The sequence below is a fragment of the Microbaculum mangrovi genome, assembly GCF_051390635.1.
Taxonomy (GTDB): domain Bacteria; phylum Pseudomonadota; class Alphaproteobacteria; order Rhizobiales; family Tepidamorphaceae; genus Microbaculum.
The window spans coordinates 709935-726455 of the sequence record NZ_JBPODT010000001.1 but is presented as its reverse complement, the minus strand read 5'-3'; the positions used below and the strand labels follow the sequence as shown (position 1 = coordinate 726455).

The window sequence follows — 16521 nt, the reverse complement described above, 5'->3', positions numbered from 1 at the left end:
CGCATCCGATCCGTGGCAGGAGGTTTGACAGGTGCCGCCTGAACCGCACCTGAACGCGCGATCAGGGGTATCGTTCAGGAAACGCGGCGCCCGCCGCTGCGGAATCGTCAGGGGCGGCTAGCGATCCTTCTTGCGGAACGTCCGCGTACCCGGTTTGCCGCCGGACGAGCGGCCCTTGGGGCCGGTGCCAAGGGGCGCGGGGGCCTGTTTCGGCGTCCAGCCTTCCGGGGGCAGCGGTTCCGGGAGATCCTTCATGCCCATCTCGTCCAGCGTGTGCTTGCGCACGCGCGCCGAGGGAGCGAGTGCTGGTTCTTGCTTCCCTGTCAGGTCTTCGGCCTTCCCCGCCTCTTGTCGCTTCCCGGTCGCGCCTTCGGCGCTCCCTGCCTCTTGTCGCGTACCGGTCGGGCCGGAGCCTGCCCCGGACCCCGAGCCTGCGGCTCTCCTTGCCTCCTGGCGTTTCTTCGTCTTCTTGCCCTTGGGCGAGGCGTCGGCATCGGGATAGGCCATCGGGTCCTCTGCCGCGGCCAGTTCCGCCTGCTCCAGTCGCTTGATCTCGTCGCGCAGGCGAGCGGCTTCCTCGAATTCGAGGTCGGCGGCGGCCTCGCGCATCTTCTTCGACAGGTCTTCGATGACGGCGCGCAGGTTGTGGCCATAGGTGGCGCCGGCTTCGGCGAGGCCGGAATCGACGGTCACGTGGTCCTGCTCGTAGACCGAGCCGAGGATGTCGGCGATGTTCTTCTTCACCGATTCCGGCGTGATGCCGTTCTCGGTGTTCCACGCCACCTGCTTCTCGCGGCGGCGCGTGGTCTCGGCCATCGCCCGCTCCATCGAGCCGGTAATTCTGTCGGCATAGAGGATCACCTTGCCATCGACGTTGCGCGCGGCGCGGCCGATGGTCTGGACCAGCGAGGTCTCGGAGCGCAGGAAGCCTTCCTTGTCGGCGTCGAGGATCGCCACGAGCGCGCATTCGGGGATGTCGAGGCCCTCGCGCAGCAGGTTGATGCCGATCAGCACGTCGAAGGTGCCGAGGCGCAGGTCGCGAATGATCTCGATGCGCTCCAGCGTGTCGATGTCGGAGTGCATGTAGCGTACGCGCACGCCCTGCTCGTGCAGATACTCGGTCAGGTCCTCCGCCATGCGCTTGGTGAGTACCGTCACCAGCGAACGATAGCCTCTAGCGGCGACCTGCTTGACCTCGTCGAGCAGGTCGTCGACCTGCGAGGTCGCCGGACGCACCTCGACGGGCGGATCGACCAGGCCGGTCGGGCGGATGACCTGCTCGGCGAAGACGCCGCCGGTCTGGTTCATCTCCCAGCCGCCCGGCGTCGCCGAGACGCAGACCGTCTGCGGGCGCATGGCGTCCCATTCCTCGAACCGGAGCGGCCGGTTGTCCATGCAGGAGGGTAGGCGGAAGCCGTATTCGGCGAGCGTCGCCTTGCGCCGGAAGTCGCCGCGATACATGCCGCCGATCTGCGGGACGGTGACGTGGCTCTCGTCGACGAAGACAAGGGCGTCGTCGGGCAAGTACTCGAACAGCGTCGGGGGCGGTTCTCCGGGCGCGCGCCCTGTCAGATAGCGGGAGTAATTTTCAATGCCGGCGCAGGAGCCGGTCGCCTCCAGCATCTCCAGGTCGAACACGGTGCGCTGTTCCAGACGTTGCGCTTCCAGCAGGCGGCCGGCGCGGTTCAGCTCGTCCAGACGGAGCTTCAGTTCCGCCTTGATGCCCTTGATCGCCTGCTGCAGCGTCGGGCGAGGCGTCACGTAGTGCGAGTTGGCGTAGAGCTTGATCGACTTGAAGGCGTCGGTCTTCTGGCCGGTCAGCGGGTCGAACTCGGTCAGTTCCTCGACCTCGTCGCCGAACAGGGAAATGCGCCAGGCCCGGTCATCCAGATGCGCCGGCCAGACCTCGACCGTGTCGCCGCGCACGCGGAAGGCGCCGCGCTGGAAGCCATGGTCGTTGCGGCGGTAGTGCAGGGCGACGAGATCGGCGAGAAGCTGGCGCTGGTCGATGCGCTCGCCCAGCTTCAGCATGAAGGTCATCGCCGTGTAGGTCTCCACCGAGCCGATACCGTAGATGCACGAGACGGAGGCGATGATCACCACGTCGTCGCGCTCCAGCAGGGCGCGCGTGGCGGAGTGGCGCATGCGGTCGATCTGTTCGTTGATCGACGATTCCTTCTCGATATAGGTGTCGGAGCGCGGAACGTAGGCCTCCGGCTGGTAGTAGTCGTAGTAGGAAACGAAATACTCGACCGCGTTGTCGGGGAAGAAGCTTCTGAACTCGCCGTAGAGCTGGGCCGCCAGGGTCTTGTTCGGCGCCAGGATCAGCGCCGGGCGCTGGGTGCGCTCGATCACGTGCGCCATGGTGAAGGTCTTGCCCGAGCCGGTTACGCCGAGCAGGACCTGGGTGTCCTCGTGCGCCTTGACGCCCCCGACCAGTTCGGCGATCGCAGTCGGCTGGTCGCCGCGCGGCTCATAGTCCGAAACGATCCTGAGGGCGACGCCGCCTTCCGACTTCTCCGGCCGCGTCGGGCGGTGCGGCACCCAGTCGGGCGCGTCGTCTGGCACGTAGAACGGCCGGCCGCGCTCCAAGAGCGCCGTCAGGTTGTCGCGCGCCTCGCGCGCGGCCATCGATACTTCCAGATCCTCCGTCGCCGGCGCCTGCGACGCCGGCGCGATGCCGGAGCCAGGCTCCATCAGGTCGACGCCCTCGGTGCCTTCGATACGCGGCGCGCGGGCGGGGCGGGAGGCTTTCGAATTCGGTGTCCTGGGGGGCTTCTGTTTCCCGGTCCGGCCTTCGGCCGTCCTCGCCTCTTGCTGTTTCCCGTTCCGGCCTTCGGCCGCCCTCGCCTCTTGCTGCTTCCCGGTCCGGCCTTCGGCACTCCACGGCACTTGGGAGTCGAAGGGGGCCTGCGGCGCTTCGTCGAAGCCCGCCCGGTCGGATGTCTTGCGCTTGGCCATGGCCGCAATATGGGCCGAGTCAGCCGCAAAGGCGAGGGGGGCGCGGCCGTCGATCGGGAGTCTACTGACAGCAGGGTGTCAGTTGGCCGTCCGTACCGGTCCGCTTCGGCAGTCGGCGAAGCGCGAGGTCGCGGGGAACGTTGCGGGGAGGAAGAAAAAGGGACCGTCCGGGGGTACCGGACGGCCCAAGTCTAGGGAGGAAACGCCCAAGGAGGGCTGCAGCACCGGAATCCGATGCTGCGATGCAACATATAGGGTGGGGGGAAGCCCGCCACAAGCCCATTTAATCGCCATTCGTGCCGGTAGTTTCATCGGCTGTGGAAATTTCGACGGCGGAAGCGGTTTTTTTCCGACTTTAGCCCTCGGCGACGCGGGAGGCGAAGAGGGCGATGGCACGCTGGTAGTTCTGCGACTTGTTCCATTGCTGCAGCACGACGAAGTTGGCGCTGCCTTCGGTCCACGGCTGACCGCGCCTCCAGCCATAGGCCTTCAGATAGTTGGCGGTCGAGGCGAGGACATCCGGCACGCTGCGGATGAGGTCGCGGCGGCCGTTGCCATCGAAGTCGACGGCAAAGCGGACATAGTTGGAGGCAAGGAACTGGGTCTGGCCGAGTTCCCCGGCCCAGGCACCGCGCATCTGGTCCGACGTCATGTCGCCGCGATCGATGATGCGCAGGGCCGACAGGAGCTCGTTCTGGAACATCTCGGTGCGGCGGCAGTCGTGGGCGAGCGTCGCCAGCGACCGCACGGAGGACATGTTGCCGAGCACGGCGCCATAATCCGTCTCCATGCCCCAGATGGCGACGATCACCGGGCCGGGCACGCCGTAGCGCTGTTCGACCGCCGCGAACAGGTTGGCGTATTTCTTGAGCATCGCCTTGCCCTTGTTCACGCGACCCGTCGTGACGCGCTTGCGGGCGAATTCCTCGAAACTGACCCTGAAGTGCTTCTGGTTGCGGTCGAGCGACAGGACGCGCTTGTCCTCGGTGACGCCGTCCAGGGCGGCGAGCGCCCGCGGCGACACGCCGAGTCTGGTGGCCTCTGCCTTGAACTGGGTGATGAAGCCGCCGAAGCCATTCGGCGGCTGGCACTGCGCCGCGCGCGCCGGAGCGGGCGCCAGGAGTGACAGGGCGGCGGGTATGGCGGCCAGCATGACGAGAAGGCGTCGCATCCTCGGGCTCTCCGATCCTCGTTCTCCTGTCGACTTTGTAGCATCGCGGACGGACGAGACCAACGGTGCGGCTGTCCGGCGGCGGGGGCCTGCCCGGGGCTCGGCCGGGAGCACGACCCGGGGCTCGGGGCCGATCTGTTAACGCCTGGATCAGGCGATTTACCCATGGTTAACTGTTGCCTGTTCGCAACTGCGAAAACGAATCGACGCGCTCGGCGCCGGATTCACCTCCGATTCACCAGGGCTGCCCCAATTTCGCCCGCGTCTGGGCACAGTTGAAGTGCTCATGACGGAAACCAAAGCGTTTCCCGCCCGTTGTGAACCGTGTGGGTTCCTTTGGGAACGAAATGAAAAGGACATGAGTGAAATGTTGAACCAGCGTGCTCTTTCTTTTGTTGGTGCGGTTTCGCTGGCTGCGCTGGCGCCGATGGCCGCCCAGGCCGCCGATATGCCGCAGTACACTCCGCCGCCGGTCGTCACCGCGGTGCCGACCTGGGACTGGACCGGCTTCTATGCGGGTCTGAACGCCGGCTACGGCTGGAGCTCGAGCGATGACGTCAACGTCAGCGTGGTCGATCCGGGCGGCGCCTTCTTCGGTCCCTGCCTCACGGCCGGCGCGTGCCCGAATGGCATGAGCTATAGCCGCGACGGCTTCGTCGGCGGTGCGCAGGCCGGTTACAACTGGCAGATCGACCAGTTCGTCGTCGGTTTCGAAGCCGATATCGAGTACACCGATATGAACGGCGGCGGCACGGTCACCACCGCGGTGGCGCCGTTCGCGAACGGTCGCTTCACCTCGACGTCGGACATCAACTGGCTCGCCACCCTGCGTGGCCGCGCCGGTCTGGCGATCGACCGGACGCTGCTCTACGTCACGGGCGGTCTGGCCGTTGGTGGCGTCGAGGACACGTTCCGTTGGGGCTTCCCGGGCGTTCCGCAGGTCTATAACGGCAGCAACAGCGACACCGAGTGGGGCTGGACCGTCGGCGGTGGTCTCGACTACGCCATCACGGACAACATCGTCCTGGGTGCCGAAGTGCTGTACTTCGACCTGGGCAGCACGACCGTGAACGGTGTCGCAGCGGCGCCGTTCGTTGCGCCGGCCGGTACGTCGATGGCGGTCAACTACGACCACGACGGCGTCATCGCGCGGGCCCGCCTGAGCTACAAGTTCTAAGGGCTTCAGGGCTTTCGGCGGACACCCGCCGACCTTCGAAATGGACAACGGCGGCTCCTCGCGGAGCCGCCGTTTTCTTTTGCGCTACGGCGCGAAACGCGCATGAAAAACGGCGGCCCGGAAGGGGCCGCCGCACATTTCCGCGGGCGATGTTGCGAAGCGGTGCCGTCAGCGCGCGCTGAGCGGCCGGCTCGGTCCGCGGGGTGCACCCCCGCCCCAGCCGCCGCGCGGAGCGCCAAAGCTGCCACCGTATCCCGGCCACGACGGAGATACGCCACCCCTCGGCCCGCGGCCGCGATAGCCGGGATATCCCGGATAGCGGTAGCGCGGATACGCGTAGCCGCCGCGATAGTAAGGATACCCGTAGCCATAGTAGTAGCCCGGATAATCGGCGATCGCCGCGCCGAGGATCGCGATGCCGAGAATGGCCCCGATCGCCGGCAGCGGACTCGGCTCGGCATAGCCGGGCGCAACCGCCTGGAGATATCGGCCGGATACCCAGCCGCGATAGCGGCCCCATTGGGTATCGCACCAGCCGTAGCCGCCGGTGCAGCCGTAGATGGTGACGGGCGCGCCGACGGGGACGGTGGCGATGCGGGGGCACTTGGTGCTGCCGCAGGTGCGCATGTTGACGTTGCCGACGGCATAGGCACTGACGGCAGCGCTGGCCGTGCCGGGAAGCGAAACCAGCGCCGTCAGTCCGGCCGCGGCGACCAGAGTGCGGGAAATCAGTTTCATCCGACCCTCCTTCCATTGGGATCGATGGCGAAAGACATCATTCAGCGGCTCGGTACCAAACAGTTTGGCCGGCATCATGGCCGCCATCGTGGTGGAACGATGGACCGGGCAGCCTGACTCCCCTCCATTGGAGCGCCGGGAGTATGAACCTTACATGAACATGCGAACGGTTCCGCGTTCGTTCAAGGCGGCGGCGTCATTCCGCCGCCTGCGGAGCGGCGTCTCCGTCTTCTTCTTCTCTGCGACCGAGGAAGCCGCCCGACTGGCGGCGCCACAGGCGGGCGTAGTGGCCGTCGAGCGCCAGCAACTCGTCGTGCGTTCCGCTTTCGACGATGCGGCCGCGGTCGAGCACCACCAGCCGGTCCATGCGGTGGATGGTCGACAGGCGGTGCGCGATGGCGATCACGGTCTTGTCCGTCATCAACGTATCGAGGCTGGACTGGATCGCCGCCTCGATCTCGGAATCCAGTGCCGACGTCGCCTCGTCGAGCACCAGGATCGGCGCGTCGCGCAGGATCACACGGGCGATGGCGATACGCTGGCGCTGGCCGCCGGACAGCTTCACGCCGCGCTCGCCGACGTGAGCGTCGTAGCCCCGCCGTCCCTTCCAGTCGACGAGGTCCTCGATGAACCCGTCGGCATGGGCGAGCCGGGCCGCCGCACGGATCTCGTCGTCGCTCGCTTCCGGCCGGCCATAGCCGATGTTGTCGCGGACGGACCGGTGCAGCAGCGAGGTGTCCTGCGTCACCACCGATATGGCGGCGCGCAGCGATTCCTGGGTCACGGCGGAAATGTCCTGGCCGTCGATCCGGATGCGGCCCTGTTCCACGTCGAAGAACCGCAACAGGAGGTTGACCAGTGTCGACTTGCCGGCGCCGGACCGGCCGACCAGACCGATCTTCTCGCCCGGACGCACATGCAGCGACAGGTTTTCGATGACGCCGGTGTCGCGGCCATAGCCGAAGCTCACGTCGTCGAAACGGATATCCCCGCGGGTGACGACGAGGTCGGTCGCGTCGTGCCGGTCGGTCAGCTCGATCGGCCGGGCGATCGTCTGCATGCCTTCCTGCACGACGCCGATCTGCTCGAAGATCGAGGTGACCTGGAAGGCGATCCAGCGCGACATGTTGGTGAGCTGGAAGGTCAGCGGCAGCGCCATCGCGATGGCGCCGACCTGTATCGTCCCGGCGGTCCACAGCCATAGCGACAGCCCGCCGGCGCTGGCGATCAGCGCGGCATTCAACAGCGCCAGCGCGGCGGCGAAGATGGTGATCAGGCGCAGTTGATCGGCGACGCGGTCGGTATGACGGTCGACGCCCTCGCGCACGAACGCGTCCTCGTCGTGCGGCCGCGCGAACAGCTTGACGGTGAGGATGTTGGTGTAGCTGTCGACGATGCGCCCCATCAGGGCGGAGCGAGCCTCCGACATGCGCCGCGAGCGCCGGCGCAGGCGCGGCACGAAGAAAACGAGCAGCGTGACATAGCCGATGCCCCACAGGATCACCGGGACCGCGAGCCAGACATCGGCGGCAGCGAGCATCAGGATCGCCGTGATGCCGTAGACGACGATGTACCAGACCGCGGTTATCGCCTGGGTCAGGCTCTCGCGAAGCGCGAAACCGGTCTGCATGACCCGGTTGGAGATGCGTCCGGCGAAGTCGTTCTGGAAGAAGCCCCAGCTCTGCCGCACCACGTGCCAATGGCTCTGCCAGCGCACCAGGCTGGAGAACGGCCCGTTGATCGCCTGATTGGCGATGATCGAGCGCGCGAAGGTGGCGGCCGGGCGCGCGATCAGGATGGCGCCGAAGACAAGCAGCATCGACCACGACTCGGCGAGAAACCGGTCCGCGGGGATGGTGGTCACCAGGCCGACGAGTTGTCCGATGATCCACGGAACCGCCGCATCGGAGAGCGCAAGGGCGATTTCGGCGAGGAGAAGGAGGGCGAGCAGGCCCTTCGCCTGGCGGGCGAAATGCCAATAGAACGCCAGGAGCCCGGCCGGCGGCTCGGGACGCTCGGGCACGTCAGTGGGTCTCAACCGAGATTCGAGATAGCGGAACATCTGTTCAGGCTCGCACGACCTTGCCTCCGTGGCCAATCCGTGCCGGGGGCGAACGATCATATAGGGCGGTCCGGCCGCAATGGGCGGGCTGCGATGGGCGGGGGCGATGTCCGGGGGCGAATGTGGACATGGCGATCCCGCCGACGGCGACGGGACTCCTTGTCAGATCACCAAAATTTCGTTTGGGTCACCACCGAACCGCCATATTGCGGCGGCACCGTCATGTCGGCTTGGAACGACGCGGCAACGCGCGAACCGGAGAGGTCCCGGTGCTCATGCCCGGTCGAGAGATCGTGATCTTTATCTTCCTGCTGGTCGCGGCGGCGGCGGCCTACGCCGCCCTGGCGGGCGGCACCGTACCCTAGCAACCATACCGAGCCGGGCTCAGCGATAGCTGGCGACGCCCTTCCTTGTCTCGTTCATCCGCCTGGCGGCATCGGCGGCGTTGCTCTGCCCTTCCGCTATGCCCAGCGTGTCGCCCTCGTAGGTCCGCGTCGGCGAGCTGAACATGGGCACGCGCGTGCAGCTCTTGCCACTGGCGCTGCATTCGGTGTGATAGGCCATCACCGACATGATCTCGGCGCCGAGGTTGGTGTAGCCGAAATTGTATTCGGAACTCGGCGGGTTCGGCTTGTTTTCCCCGTTGACGAGCTGATAGCGGTCGTGCTCCAGGCCGCTGTTGTGGCCGATCTCGTGGGTGACCGAATGGTTGGTGACGCAGCCATGCGCGGTCACCGTGAATCCGTAATTCTCGGTCGATTTCGACGGCGTCTCGATATACCAGCCGAGGCCGCAATAGGTCTTGCTGTTCTTGCGCAGCAGAGTGACCAGATCGGCTTTCCTGCTATTCCGCAATTTCCTGACTCTGGCGAACGGTCCCCTGCCGGCCGTCAGCTTTTTCAGATCCCGCAGGAAACCCCGTTCCCGATAGCGTCTCACCAAGGTGGTTCCGGCAAGTCGGTAGCGGATCTTAACCCCGGCGTTGTTGGCGGCGAGATTGGCGTTGGCGATCGCCAGCTTCGCGTCCTGGACGATGTGGCCGGACTGGGCCCGGGCTCTCTTGGTATAGGGGACGAGCACCCGGATCCGCGTCTTCGCTTCCTCGTTGCCGCTGGATTCCGGTGCGGCGGACGGCTGCCCCGGCGTCGGCGCGGGAATGGATTCCTCGGGCGGGAAGCTGCCCGGATCGATTTCGCTGACGCGGTGCATCGCGCCGGAAACCGGCGAGATCCTGAACACCCGCGTTCCGATCTGGATCTGGCCGGTGATCTGATCGTCGGAGACGATCAGCAACGCATAGCCGCTTTCGCCGCGGATCGTGCCCGTCCAGACAAAACCGCCAAGATCGGCCTTCTTCAGGGATATCCGATCGAGCGTTACGGACAGGTCGGGAAACAGCGCGATATCCACGCTGGCCTCGGCGGGGGCCAGGGTGATGCGATTGCGGGCCCTGTCGACGCCCCGCGGCGCGACATTGCTCTCCATGTAACCGTAATCGAGGCGCACGAGCCGGTCGCGCGATGCAAAAGGCGAGGGCGGGGGGCCTTTCACCGAGGCCGCCTCGGTCGCCGGGACGGCCTCCACAAGGCCCGCCGCGACAGCGGCGCCGGGGGCAAGCGAAACGGCTGCGGTGGCGATGGCGGCGAACGCCAGTCGACGGACCCGCGTGCGGGTGGCGGTGATTGCCATCGGGTAGCCCCTCAGCCTTGGCCGGACCAGGGCCGCGGAATGCCGGGGCCGGCGGGTCGAATCGATCTGCTTCGGTCTATCGGAACGGTATTAACGGTTCCCGGCCGTTCGCCACTCAAACTTTAGGCGTAGCCGGCCAAGTACCGAGTTTCGCCTGTCAATCGGCCATACGATAGGCGCCCGACACGCGGTGCCGGGCGCCTGGAAATCCGTTTCGCTCACGCGATCACGTCGGTCACTGCACGTAGGTCAGTTCGATCGACGACATGCCTGCGGCGATGTTGAGGCCTTCCTGCGCCTGAACCGACAGCGGCTGCAGCACGATCGCCTTATTCGAACCGCCGATCAGGGCATTGGCCCCCAGACCGACACCGACGGTGGCTTCGGCGGAAATGCCGCCATAGCCGCCGGCCAGCGCGCCGGGGGCGACGCCGGAGGCCGGGCCAAGCACGCCCCAGACGATCACGGTCTCGCCGGTCGTGCCGATGTCGAGGCCGAACTTGCGGACAACGCCGGCATAGTTCTCGACACCGCCGCCGGCCCGCTCGAAGCTGCAGGTCAGGTTCTTGGTCGAGCCGACGATGAAGCCGGTCCCGCCGGCGACGTCGCATTTCAGGACGCCAGCCTCGACGCGATCCTGGGCGGCGGCGGGGCCGGACAGAACGGCGGTGAGGGCCGCGACGGCGGCGACTGCAGCAACTCGGCGCATGGTGATCTCCTTGTTCATTTTCGAGCAGAGGACTTGGCTGTCCCCCGCCTTCAACGCCGGACTATGGGCATCGGTTCCGGCAATTCCGTGACAATGACGCGCGCAATCTTCACGGACTTCATTGCGATCGATCAACGGTTTGCGGGGGACCGCGGCCCGGGTTTCGATCGTCGGTTCGATCAATCCTGCCGCCAATCCGGCAGCTTGCTTTCGGCTTCGGCGGCGATCGGGGCGCCGGAGTCGCGTTCACGCACGGCCTGCTTGAAGCCGACGTCCTCCGCGCGTTGCTTCCACCATACGCCCTCCGGTGAGTGGCGGGTGATGCCGTCGAACAGGGTCGCCATCTGCTGGGTGGTACTGAGCCCCTGGTTGTCGAGGGCGGAATTGATCATCAGCTTCGACATCATCAACTGGTTCTTCGGGACGCCGGCCATGCGGTTGGCCAGCGCTTCGACGGCCTCGTCCAGCCCGGCGTCCGGCACGGTATCGATGGCCAGGCCGTATTCGACGGCGGTGTGGCCGTCGATCAGATCACCGGTGAACAGCATGCGCTTGGCGCGCTGGGCGCCAATGCGGAAGACCCACAGGCCGACAGAGGGGCAGCCCCAGACGCGGGCCGGGGGGTAGCCGATCTTGGCTTCCTCGGCCATCACGATCAGGTCGCAGCAGGTGGCGATGTCGGAGCCGCCGGCGACCGCGTGGCCGCGGATCTTGGCGATCGTCGGCTTGTAGGAGCGGTGCAGGCTCATGAACGCATGGGTGTTGGCGTACATGAACTTGAAGTCGAGCATCGGGTCCCACGGCATGTCCTGGATGCCGGGATTGGTGCCGCCCGCCTCGGCGAAGTCCTGCAGGTCGTAGCCGGAGCAGAATGCGCGGCCGGCGCCCTCGACGACGATCACATGAACGGCGTCGTCGTCATTCGCCCGCCTGACCGCGGCTTCGATCTCCTGCGGCATGTACCGGTCGATGGCATTCAGCCGGTCCGGACGGTTGAGCGTGATGGTCGCTATCCGTCCGTTGGTCGCATAGCGGATGGAACGATAGTCTGACATCAAAGGCCTCCCAGCCGGTGTTCGCCCCCGAATGTTTGGCAAGAATTCGCGTAAGGGTTGTAGATTGCATTCGCGTTAACGGGAAGTCTACAAATCACGCGAGAGCGCTTTTTTGTCCCACCGCGCGGGCCATTTCCCACGCCTAGCGCAAAAGTTGCCCCGCCCACTGGACCATTACGCCGCGGAACACTTCGCCGCGGAATACTATGCGGCTTCGAGGCCGAACGCGTCCGCCAGAAGTGCGTAGGAGCGCTTGCGCAGGGCATGGTCGAAGATGTTGGAGGTCACCATCAGCTCGTCGGCCTGGCAGTGCGTCGCCAACTCGTCCAGCCGTGCCTTCACGGTCTCGGGCGATCCGACGGCGTGGCGGACGCGATCGCGGCGCATCTGCGCGCGGTCGCCTTCCGTCAGATCGAGCGCCAGCGCGTTCTCGGGGCTGGCCAGCGGCGCCCGCTCGCCGCGCATGATGCGGAACCAGGCAAGGTCGGCGGTGGCGGCGAGGAAATCGGCTTCCTCGTCGCTCGGCGCGCAGACCGCCGAGACGCCGAGGATCGCGTGCGGCCGGTCGAGCCAGACAGAGGGCTGGAACTTGTCGCGATAGATCTGCATCGCCTGGTCGGCGGGATAGGAGGCGAAGTGATGGGCGAAGGCGTAGCCCAGGCCCATGGCGGCGGCGAGATGGGCGCCATAGTTCGACGAGCCGAGAATCGTGATCGGCGGCAACGTCACGTCGTCGGGCATCGCCGTCACCTGCCGGAACGGATGGCCCTCGGGAAAGCTATCGGTGCCGAAGGCGATCAGCTCGTGCAGGCGCTCGAGGAAATCGTCGGCCTCCGCGCCCTCCATGCGCCGCCTCAGCGCGGCCATGGTGAGCTGGTCGGTGCCCGGCGCGCGGCCGAGCCCCAGATCGATGCGGCCCGGAAACAGCGCCTCGAGCGTGCGGAAATTCTCGGCGACGGTGAGCGGGGCGTGGTTCGGCAGCATGACGCCGCCGGAGCCGACGCGAATGCGCGCCGTGGCGGCCGCCACCTGGCCGATCATTATCGCCGGCGACGTGGTCGCCACGTTGGCGAGGTTGTGATGCTCGGCGAGCCAATAGCGGGCATAACCGAGACGATCGACGTGACGAGCCAGATCGATCGAATTGCGCAGCGATTGCGACGGCGGGGCCGCGGTCGTCACCGGCGAGAGATCGAGGACGGAGAGGGCGAGGGGCATCATGGGCTTCCAGCGGACATTGCCCTTTGAAAACTGCGCAATCGGATGGCCGGGTCAAGCCCGGCAATGGCGGGACCGCGACCGGCGCATTTGATGCAGCTCAAAGACCGCATGCTTTCTATATTCTACCGTTACGATAGGTTGTAGCCGCGGTGCGGTGCGTTTTGTCGCCGGCGGCGCGGTTTCGCGAGACCGGAACGGTGGAGGACGCCGATGAACAACACGTTGCTTGGAAACATCGCCGGGGCCTGGCGCCTCGCGGTCGATTACGTGCGGGACAAGCGACAGGCCGCGCGGACGATGCGGGAGTTCAACGCGCTCGATCCGCACGAAGCTTCGCGCATCCTGGCGGAGACGGGCATGGACGCGTCGGATCTGAGGGACGCCGTGTCGCGCCCGTTCGCCTTCGAGGATCTGATGGCGAAAGGCATGGTATCGGTCGGCATCGATCCCGACGCGTTCGCCGTACAGGACAGCGACTGGTTCCGCGACCTTCAGCGCACTTGCGCGATGTGCCGGCAGCGCGGACATTGCCGGCAGGTGATCGCGCATTCGGCGTTCGCCGAGCGGTTCCACGATTTCTGCCCGAACAGCGGAGATTTCGACCGGATCCTCGCGGCCGGGGCGATTGGCTCGGCGGCGACGGAGCGTCCGGCCTATCTCAACTGAGCTGTCCGCGCCGAGAACCGATCATTGCCGGGGCAAGCCCGGCAATGACGAGTGAAAACGGCGTCCGCCTACCGCAGGCCGCCGCAGAAGCGCTGGATGCGGGTGCAGGCCTCCTCCAGCGCCTCCGTTGAGGTGGCGTAGGAAATGCGGAAGAACGGGGCGAGGCCGAAGGCCGTGCCCTGAACGACCGCGACGCCTTCCTCTTCCAGAAGCGCGGTGACGAAGTCCTCGTCGGTCTCGAGCCTGGTGCCGCCGGTAGACGTCTTGCCGATGGTGCCGGCACAGCTCGGATAGACGTAGAAGGCGCCTTCGGGCATGGGGCAGGTGATGCCGCTCGCCTGGTTCAGCATCGAGACGACCAGATCGCGCCGGCCCTTGAAGACCTCGTTGTTGCGCGCGATGAAGTCCTGCGTGCCGTTCAGCGCTTCCACCGAGGCGTACTGCGAGATCGAGCAGGGGTTCGAGGTCGACTGCGACTGGATCGTGCCCATCGCCTTGATGAGGCTGGCCGGCCCGGCGCCGTAACCGATGCGCCAGCCAGTCATCGAATAGGCCTTCGACACACCGTTCACCGTCAGCGTGCGCTCGTAGAGGCCGGGCTCGACCTGGGCGATCGTGGTGAACTCGAAGTCGTCGTAGACCAGGTGCTCGTACATGTCGTCGGTCATCACCCAGACGTGCGGGTGCTTCATCAGCACGTCGGTCAGGGCCTTGAGCTCGGCGCGGGTGTAGGCGGCGCCCGACGGGTTCGACGGCGAGTTGAAGATCAGCCACTTGGTCTTCGGCGTGATCGCGGCCTCGAGTGTCTGCGGGCTGATCTTGTAGCCGGTCTCCGCCGGCCCCTCGATGGCGACCGGAACGCCGCCGAACAGCGCGACCATGTCCGGATAGCTCACCCAGTAGGGCGCCGGGATGATGACCTCGTCGCCCGGGTTCAGCGTCGCCATCAGCGCGTTGAACAGCACCTGCTTGCCGCCGGTGCCGACCGTGACCTGGTTGGGGGCGTAGTCGAGGCCGTTCTCGCGCTTGAACTTGGCGGTGATCGCCTGCTTCAGCTCGGGAATGCCGTCGACGGCGGTGTATTTGGTCTTGCCCTCGCGGATCGCCTTGATCGCCGCTTCCTTGATGTTCTCCGGCGTGTCGAAATCCGGCTCACCGGCGCCGAGGCCGATGACGTCGCGCCCGGCGGCTTTCAGCTCGCGGGCCTTGTTGGTGACGGCGATGGTTGCGGACGGCTTGATGCGGCCGAGTGTGTCGGCAAGGAAGGCCATGCCTGTTTCTCCCGGGAATTGCGTGGGGCAAAGGAAACGGCGCGGACCGTAGTTGCGCAACGGCACCGAGGCAAGGGACAAGTTGGTGCCACGGGTCGCTATCACGATGCGCATCGCGTCTGAATTTTGGTCGCCCCCGTATGCTGCAGTGCATATTGTCTGCGGTCCGCTGTTTCGGCATTCTGAATTCGGAATTCCGAATTCGAAAAATTGTCGGGCGAGGATCAGGGCGTGCAGCAATTATCGGCAGTGCCGAACCTCATCGATCAGGTTCACGAGAGCCTGGTGGACGCCATCGCCGCCGGTGTGTTGAAGCCCGGTGAACGGATCCGGCAGGAAGACCTCGCCGCGCGCCTGGGTGTGTCCCGTCAGCCCGTCAGCCACGCGCTACAGCTGTTGAAACGGCAGGGACTGGTGAGCGAGCAGGGGCGGCGCGGTCTGGCCATCGCGCCCGTCGAGCCGGAGCGCATCGCGGACCTTTACGAGGTGCGCGCTGCTCTCGACGAATTGTCGGCGCGGCGCGCGGCAAAGGTCGTGGCCGGCGGCCTGGCCGACATCCCGACGCTCCAGGAGGCGCGAAGGGCGCTGGAGAGCGGGCAGGCCCTGACCGACGAGGACGGGCGCGGGCGCTGGATCAACGCGGACGTCGCGTTCCATTCCGCCCTGCATCGCCTGTCCGGCAATCAGGCGATCCTCGACATCATTTCCGACCAGTGGCCGCACTTCAAACGGTGCATGGGGGCGGTTCTGAACGCGCCGGAGATCAGGCATCGGGTCTGGACCGAACACGCCGGGATCCTCGCGGCGATCGAAGCTGGCGCGGTCGACGAGGCGGGACGCCTCGCACGGCGCCACACGGAGGCCGCCGGCGCCGATCTGGCGAACCGCCTCGAAATCGATTCGGACGCCGCCTGACGCGCAGCCGCGGGCGTCCCGGTCATTAAATCAACAAGGCTGCGCAGGAGGAGCAACGCCATGAAACTGACCGACCAGCAACTGCGCGACTTCGACGAAAGCGGATACCTGTTCCTGCCCGATTGTTTCTCCGAAGCGGAAGTCGCCGTGCTGCGCGAGGAGGCCGAGAATATCTATGCGCAGGATCGCGAAGAGGTCTGGCGCGAGACCACCGGGGCGCCGCGCACCGCCTTTGCTGCGCATACCTACAACGAGGCCTTCCGCCGCCTGGGCGCGCATCCGCGGCTGGTCGAGCCGGTGTCGCAGCTGTTCGGCGAACCGGTCTACATGCACCAGTTCAAGATAAACGCGAAGGCGCCGTTCGATGGCGAAGTCTGGCAATGGCACCAGGACTACGGCACCTGGGCCCGCGACGACGGCATGCCGGAGCCGCGCGCCATGAACATCGCCGTTTTCCTCGACGAGGTGATGGCGATCAACGGGCCGCTCATGTTCATCCCGAAGAGCCACAAGGCGGGCGTGCTCGAAGCGGGCCACGACCTCAAGACCACGTCCTATCCGCTCTGGACGCTGGACAACGAGACGGTGACGCGGCTCGCCGCGGAGGGCGGCATCGTCGCGCCGACGGGCAAGCCGGGCACGGTGCTGATGTTCCACGGCAATCTCGTTCACGCCAGCCCGCCGAACATCACGCCGTATCCGCGCAAGATCGTCTATCTGACGCTGTGCGCGGTCTCCAACCACATCACCAAGTTCACGCGGGCTCCGTGGATCGCCCATCGCGATTTCGCGCCGATCGAACCGCTGTCCGACGACTGCCTGCTGGAGTTGGCCCGCACGGGCATGGAAGCGGCAGAGTAGGCCGGCGGCAACCCGACCGGCGACC

Annotated in this window: 13 protein-coding genes; 4 read left to right on the top strand and 9 right to left on the bottom strand. The window is 66.3% G+C overall.

Annotated elements, in window-relative coordinates; genetic code table 11:
• Nucleotides 1-117: 117 nt before the first annotated feature.
• Together uvrB and ACSF9G_RS03450 are read right to left on the bottom strand one after the other, a co-directional pair.
• Nucleotides 118-2961 (bottom strand): excinuclease ABC subunit UvrB, encoded by a 2844-nt coding sequence (gene uvrB / locus ACSF9G_RS03455; protein ID WP_436638367.1) that lies wholly within the window; start codon nt 2959-2961, stop codon nt 118-120.
• A gap of 355 nt (nt 2962-3316) precedes the next feature.
• On the bottom strand, nt 3317-4132 hold the full coding sequence (locus ACSF9G_RS03450; RefSeq protein WP_436638365.1) for a lytic murein transglycosylase: 816 nt from the start codon (nt 4130-4132) through the stop codon (nt 3317-3319).
• A gap of 358 nt (nt 4133-4490) precedes the next feature.
• On the opposite strand from ACSF9G_RS03450, the gene ACSF9G_RS03445 reads away from it, so the two are divergent.
• The gene (locus ACSF9G_RS03445; protein ID WP_436638363.1) at nt 4491-5309 is read left to right on the top strand and encodes an outer membrane protein; all 819 of its coding nucleotides are present in this window, start codon (nt 4491-4493) and stop codon (nt 5307-5309) included.
• 168 nt (nt 5310-5477) lie between these two features.
• Here the strand turns inward: ACSF9G_RS03445 and ACSF9G_RS03440 are convergent, their stop codons facing one another.
• The 6 genes from ACSF9G_RS03440 to ACSF9G_RS03415 all read right to left on the bottom strand — a co-directional run bounded on the left by ACSF9G_RS03440 (nt 5478) and on the right by ACSF9G_RS03415 (nt 12780).
• Nucleotides 5478-6047, bottom strand: coding sequence for an SH3 domain-containing protein (locus ACSF9G_RS03440; protein WP_436638361.1), 570 nt, complete (start codon nt 6045-6047; stop codon nt 5478-5480).
• Between the two features lie 196 nt (nt 6048-6243).
• Nucleotides 6244-8109, bottom strand: coding sequence for an ABC transporter ATP-binding protein (locus ACSF9G_RS03435; RefSeq protein WP_436638359.1), 1866 nt, complete (start codon nt 8107-8109; stop codon nt 6244-6246).
• Between the two features lie 384 nt (nt 8110-8493).
• A complete protein-coding gene (locus ACSF9G_RS03430; protein ID WP_436638357.1) occupies nt 8494-9798 on the bottom strand; it encodes a M12 family metallo-peptidase in 1305 nt (434 codons plus the stop codon).
• Nucleotides 9799-10033: 235 nt separating this feature from the next.
• Nucleotides 10034-10507 carry a DUF992 domain-containing protein gene (locus ACSF9G_RS03425; protein WP_436638355.1) on the bottom strand — a complete coding sequence of 158 codons (474 nt, stop codon included), beginning with the start codon at nt 10505-10507 and terminating at the stop codon, nt 10034-10036.
• A 179-nt stretch (nt 10508-10686) separates the two neighbouring features.
• Nucleotides 10687-11562 (bottom strand): crotonase/enoyl-CoA hydratase family protein, encoded by an 876-nt coding sequence (locus ACSF9G_RS03420; RefSeq protein ID WP_436638353.1) that lies wholly within the window; start codon nt 11560-11562, stop codon nt 10687-10689.
• 204 nt (nt 11563-11766) lie between these two features.
• The gene (locus ACSF9G_RS03415) at nt 11767-12780 is read right to left on the bottom strand and encodes an LLM class flavin-dependent oxidoreductase (protein WP_436638351.1); all 1014 of its coding nucleotides are present in this window, start codon (nt 12778-12780) and stop codon (nt 11767-11769) included.
• A 213-nt stretch (nt 12781-12993) separates the two neighbouring features.
• On the opposite strand from ACSF9G_RS03415, the gene ACSF9G_RS03410 reads away from it, so the two are divergent.
• The gene (locus ACSF9G_RS03410; RefSeq protein WP_436638342.1) at nt 12994-13449 is read left to right on the top strand and encodes a hypothetical protein; all 456 of its coding nucleotides are present in this window, start codon (nt 12994-12996) and stop codon (nt 13447-13449) included.
• A 68-nt stretch (nt 13450-13517) separates the two neighbouring features.
• Here ACSF9G_RS03410 and ACSF9G_RS03405 read toward each other — a convergent pair whose 3' ends face one another.
• Nucleotides 13518-14720: a pyridoxal phosphate-dependent aminotransferase gene (locus ACSF9G_RS03405; RefSeq protein WP_436638340.1), complete on the bottom strand. Its 1203-nt coding sequence runs from the start codon at nt 14718-14720 to the stop codon at nt 13518-13520.
• Between the two features lie 231 nt (nt 14721-14951).
• Here ACSF9G_RS03405 and ACSF9G_RS03400 point away from each other — a divergent pair, with 231 nt between their 5' ends.
• Nucleotides 14952-15635 carry a GntR family transcriptional regulator gene (locus ACSF9G_RS03400; protein ID WP_436638338.1) on the top strand — a complete coding sequence of 228 codons (684 nt, stop codon included), beginning with the start codon at nt 14952-14954 and terminating at the stop codon, nt 15633-15635.
• Between the two features lie 60 nt (nt 15636-15695).
• The gene (locus ACSF9G_RS03395) at nt 15696-16496 is read left to right on the top strand and encodes a phytanoyl-CoA dioxygenase family protein (protein WP_436638336.1); all 801 of its coding nucleotides are present in this window, start codon (nt 15696-15698) and stop codon (nt 16494-16496) included.
• Nucleotides 16497-16521 lie beyond the last annotated feature (25 nt).

Coding starts and splice junctions, on each gene's coding strand:
- uvrB (WP_436638367.1), bottom strand. CDS start 2,961: ATGGCCAAGCGCAAGACATCCGACCGGGCGGGCTTCGACGAAGCGCCG.
- ACSF9G_RS03450 (WP_436638365.1), bottom strand. CDS start 4,132: ATGCGACGCCTTCTCGTCATGCTGGCCGCCATACCCGCCGCCCTGTCA.
- ACSF9G_RS03445 (WP_436638363.1), top strand. CDS start 4,491: ATGAGTGAAATGTTGAACCAGCGTGCTCTTTCTTTTGTTGGTGCGGTT.
- ACSF9G_RS03440 (WP_436638361.1), bottom strand. CDS start 6,047: ATGAAACTGATTTCCCGCACTCTGGTCGCCGCGGCCGGACTGACGGCG.
- ACSF9G_RS03435 (WP_436638359.1), bottom strand. CDS start 8,109: ATGTTCCGCTATCTCGAATCTCGGTTGAGACCCACTGACGTGCCCGAG.
- ACSF9G_RS03430 (WP_436638357.1), bottom strand. CDS start 9,798: ATGGCAATCACCGCCACCCGCACGCGGGTCCGTCGACTGGCGTTCGCC.
- ACSF9G_RS03425 (WP_436638355.1), bottom strand. CDS start 10,507: ATGCGCCGAGTTGCTGCAGTCGCCGCCGTCGCGGCCCTCACCGCCGTT.
- ACSF9G_RS03420 (WP_436638353.1), bottom strand. CDS start 11,562: ATGTCAGACTATCGTTCCATCCGCTATGCGACCAACGGACGGATAGCG.
- ACSF9G_RS03415 (WP_436638351.1), bottom strand. CDS start 12,780: ATGCCCCTCGCCCTCTCCGTCCTCGATCTCTCGCCGGTGACGACCGCG.
- ACSF9G_RS03410 (WP_436638342.1), top strand. CDS start 12,994: ATGAACAACACGTTGCTTGGAAACATCGCCGGGGCCTGGCGCCTCGCG.
- ACSF9G_RS03405 (WP_436638340.1), bottom strand. CDS start 14,720: ATGGCCTTCCTTGCCGACACACTCGGCCGCATCAAGCCGTCCGCAACC.
- ACSF9G_RS03395 (WP_436638336.1), top strand. CDS start 15,696: ATGAAACTGACCGACCAGCAACTGCGCGACTTCGACGAAAGCGGATAC.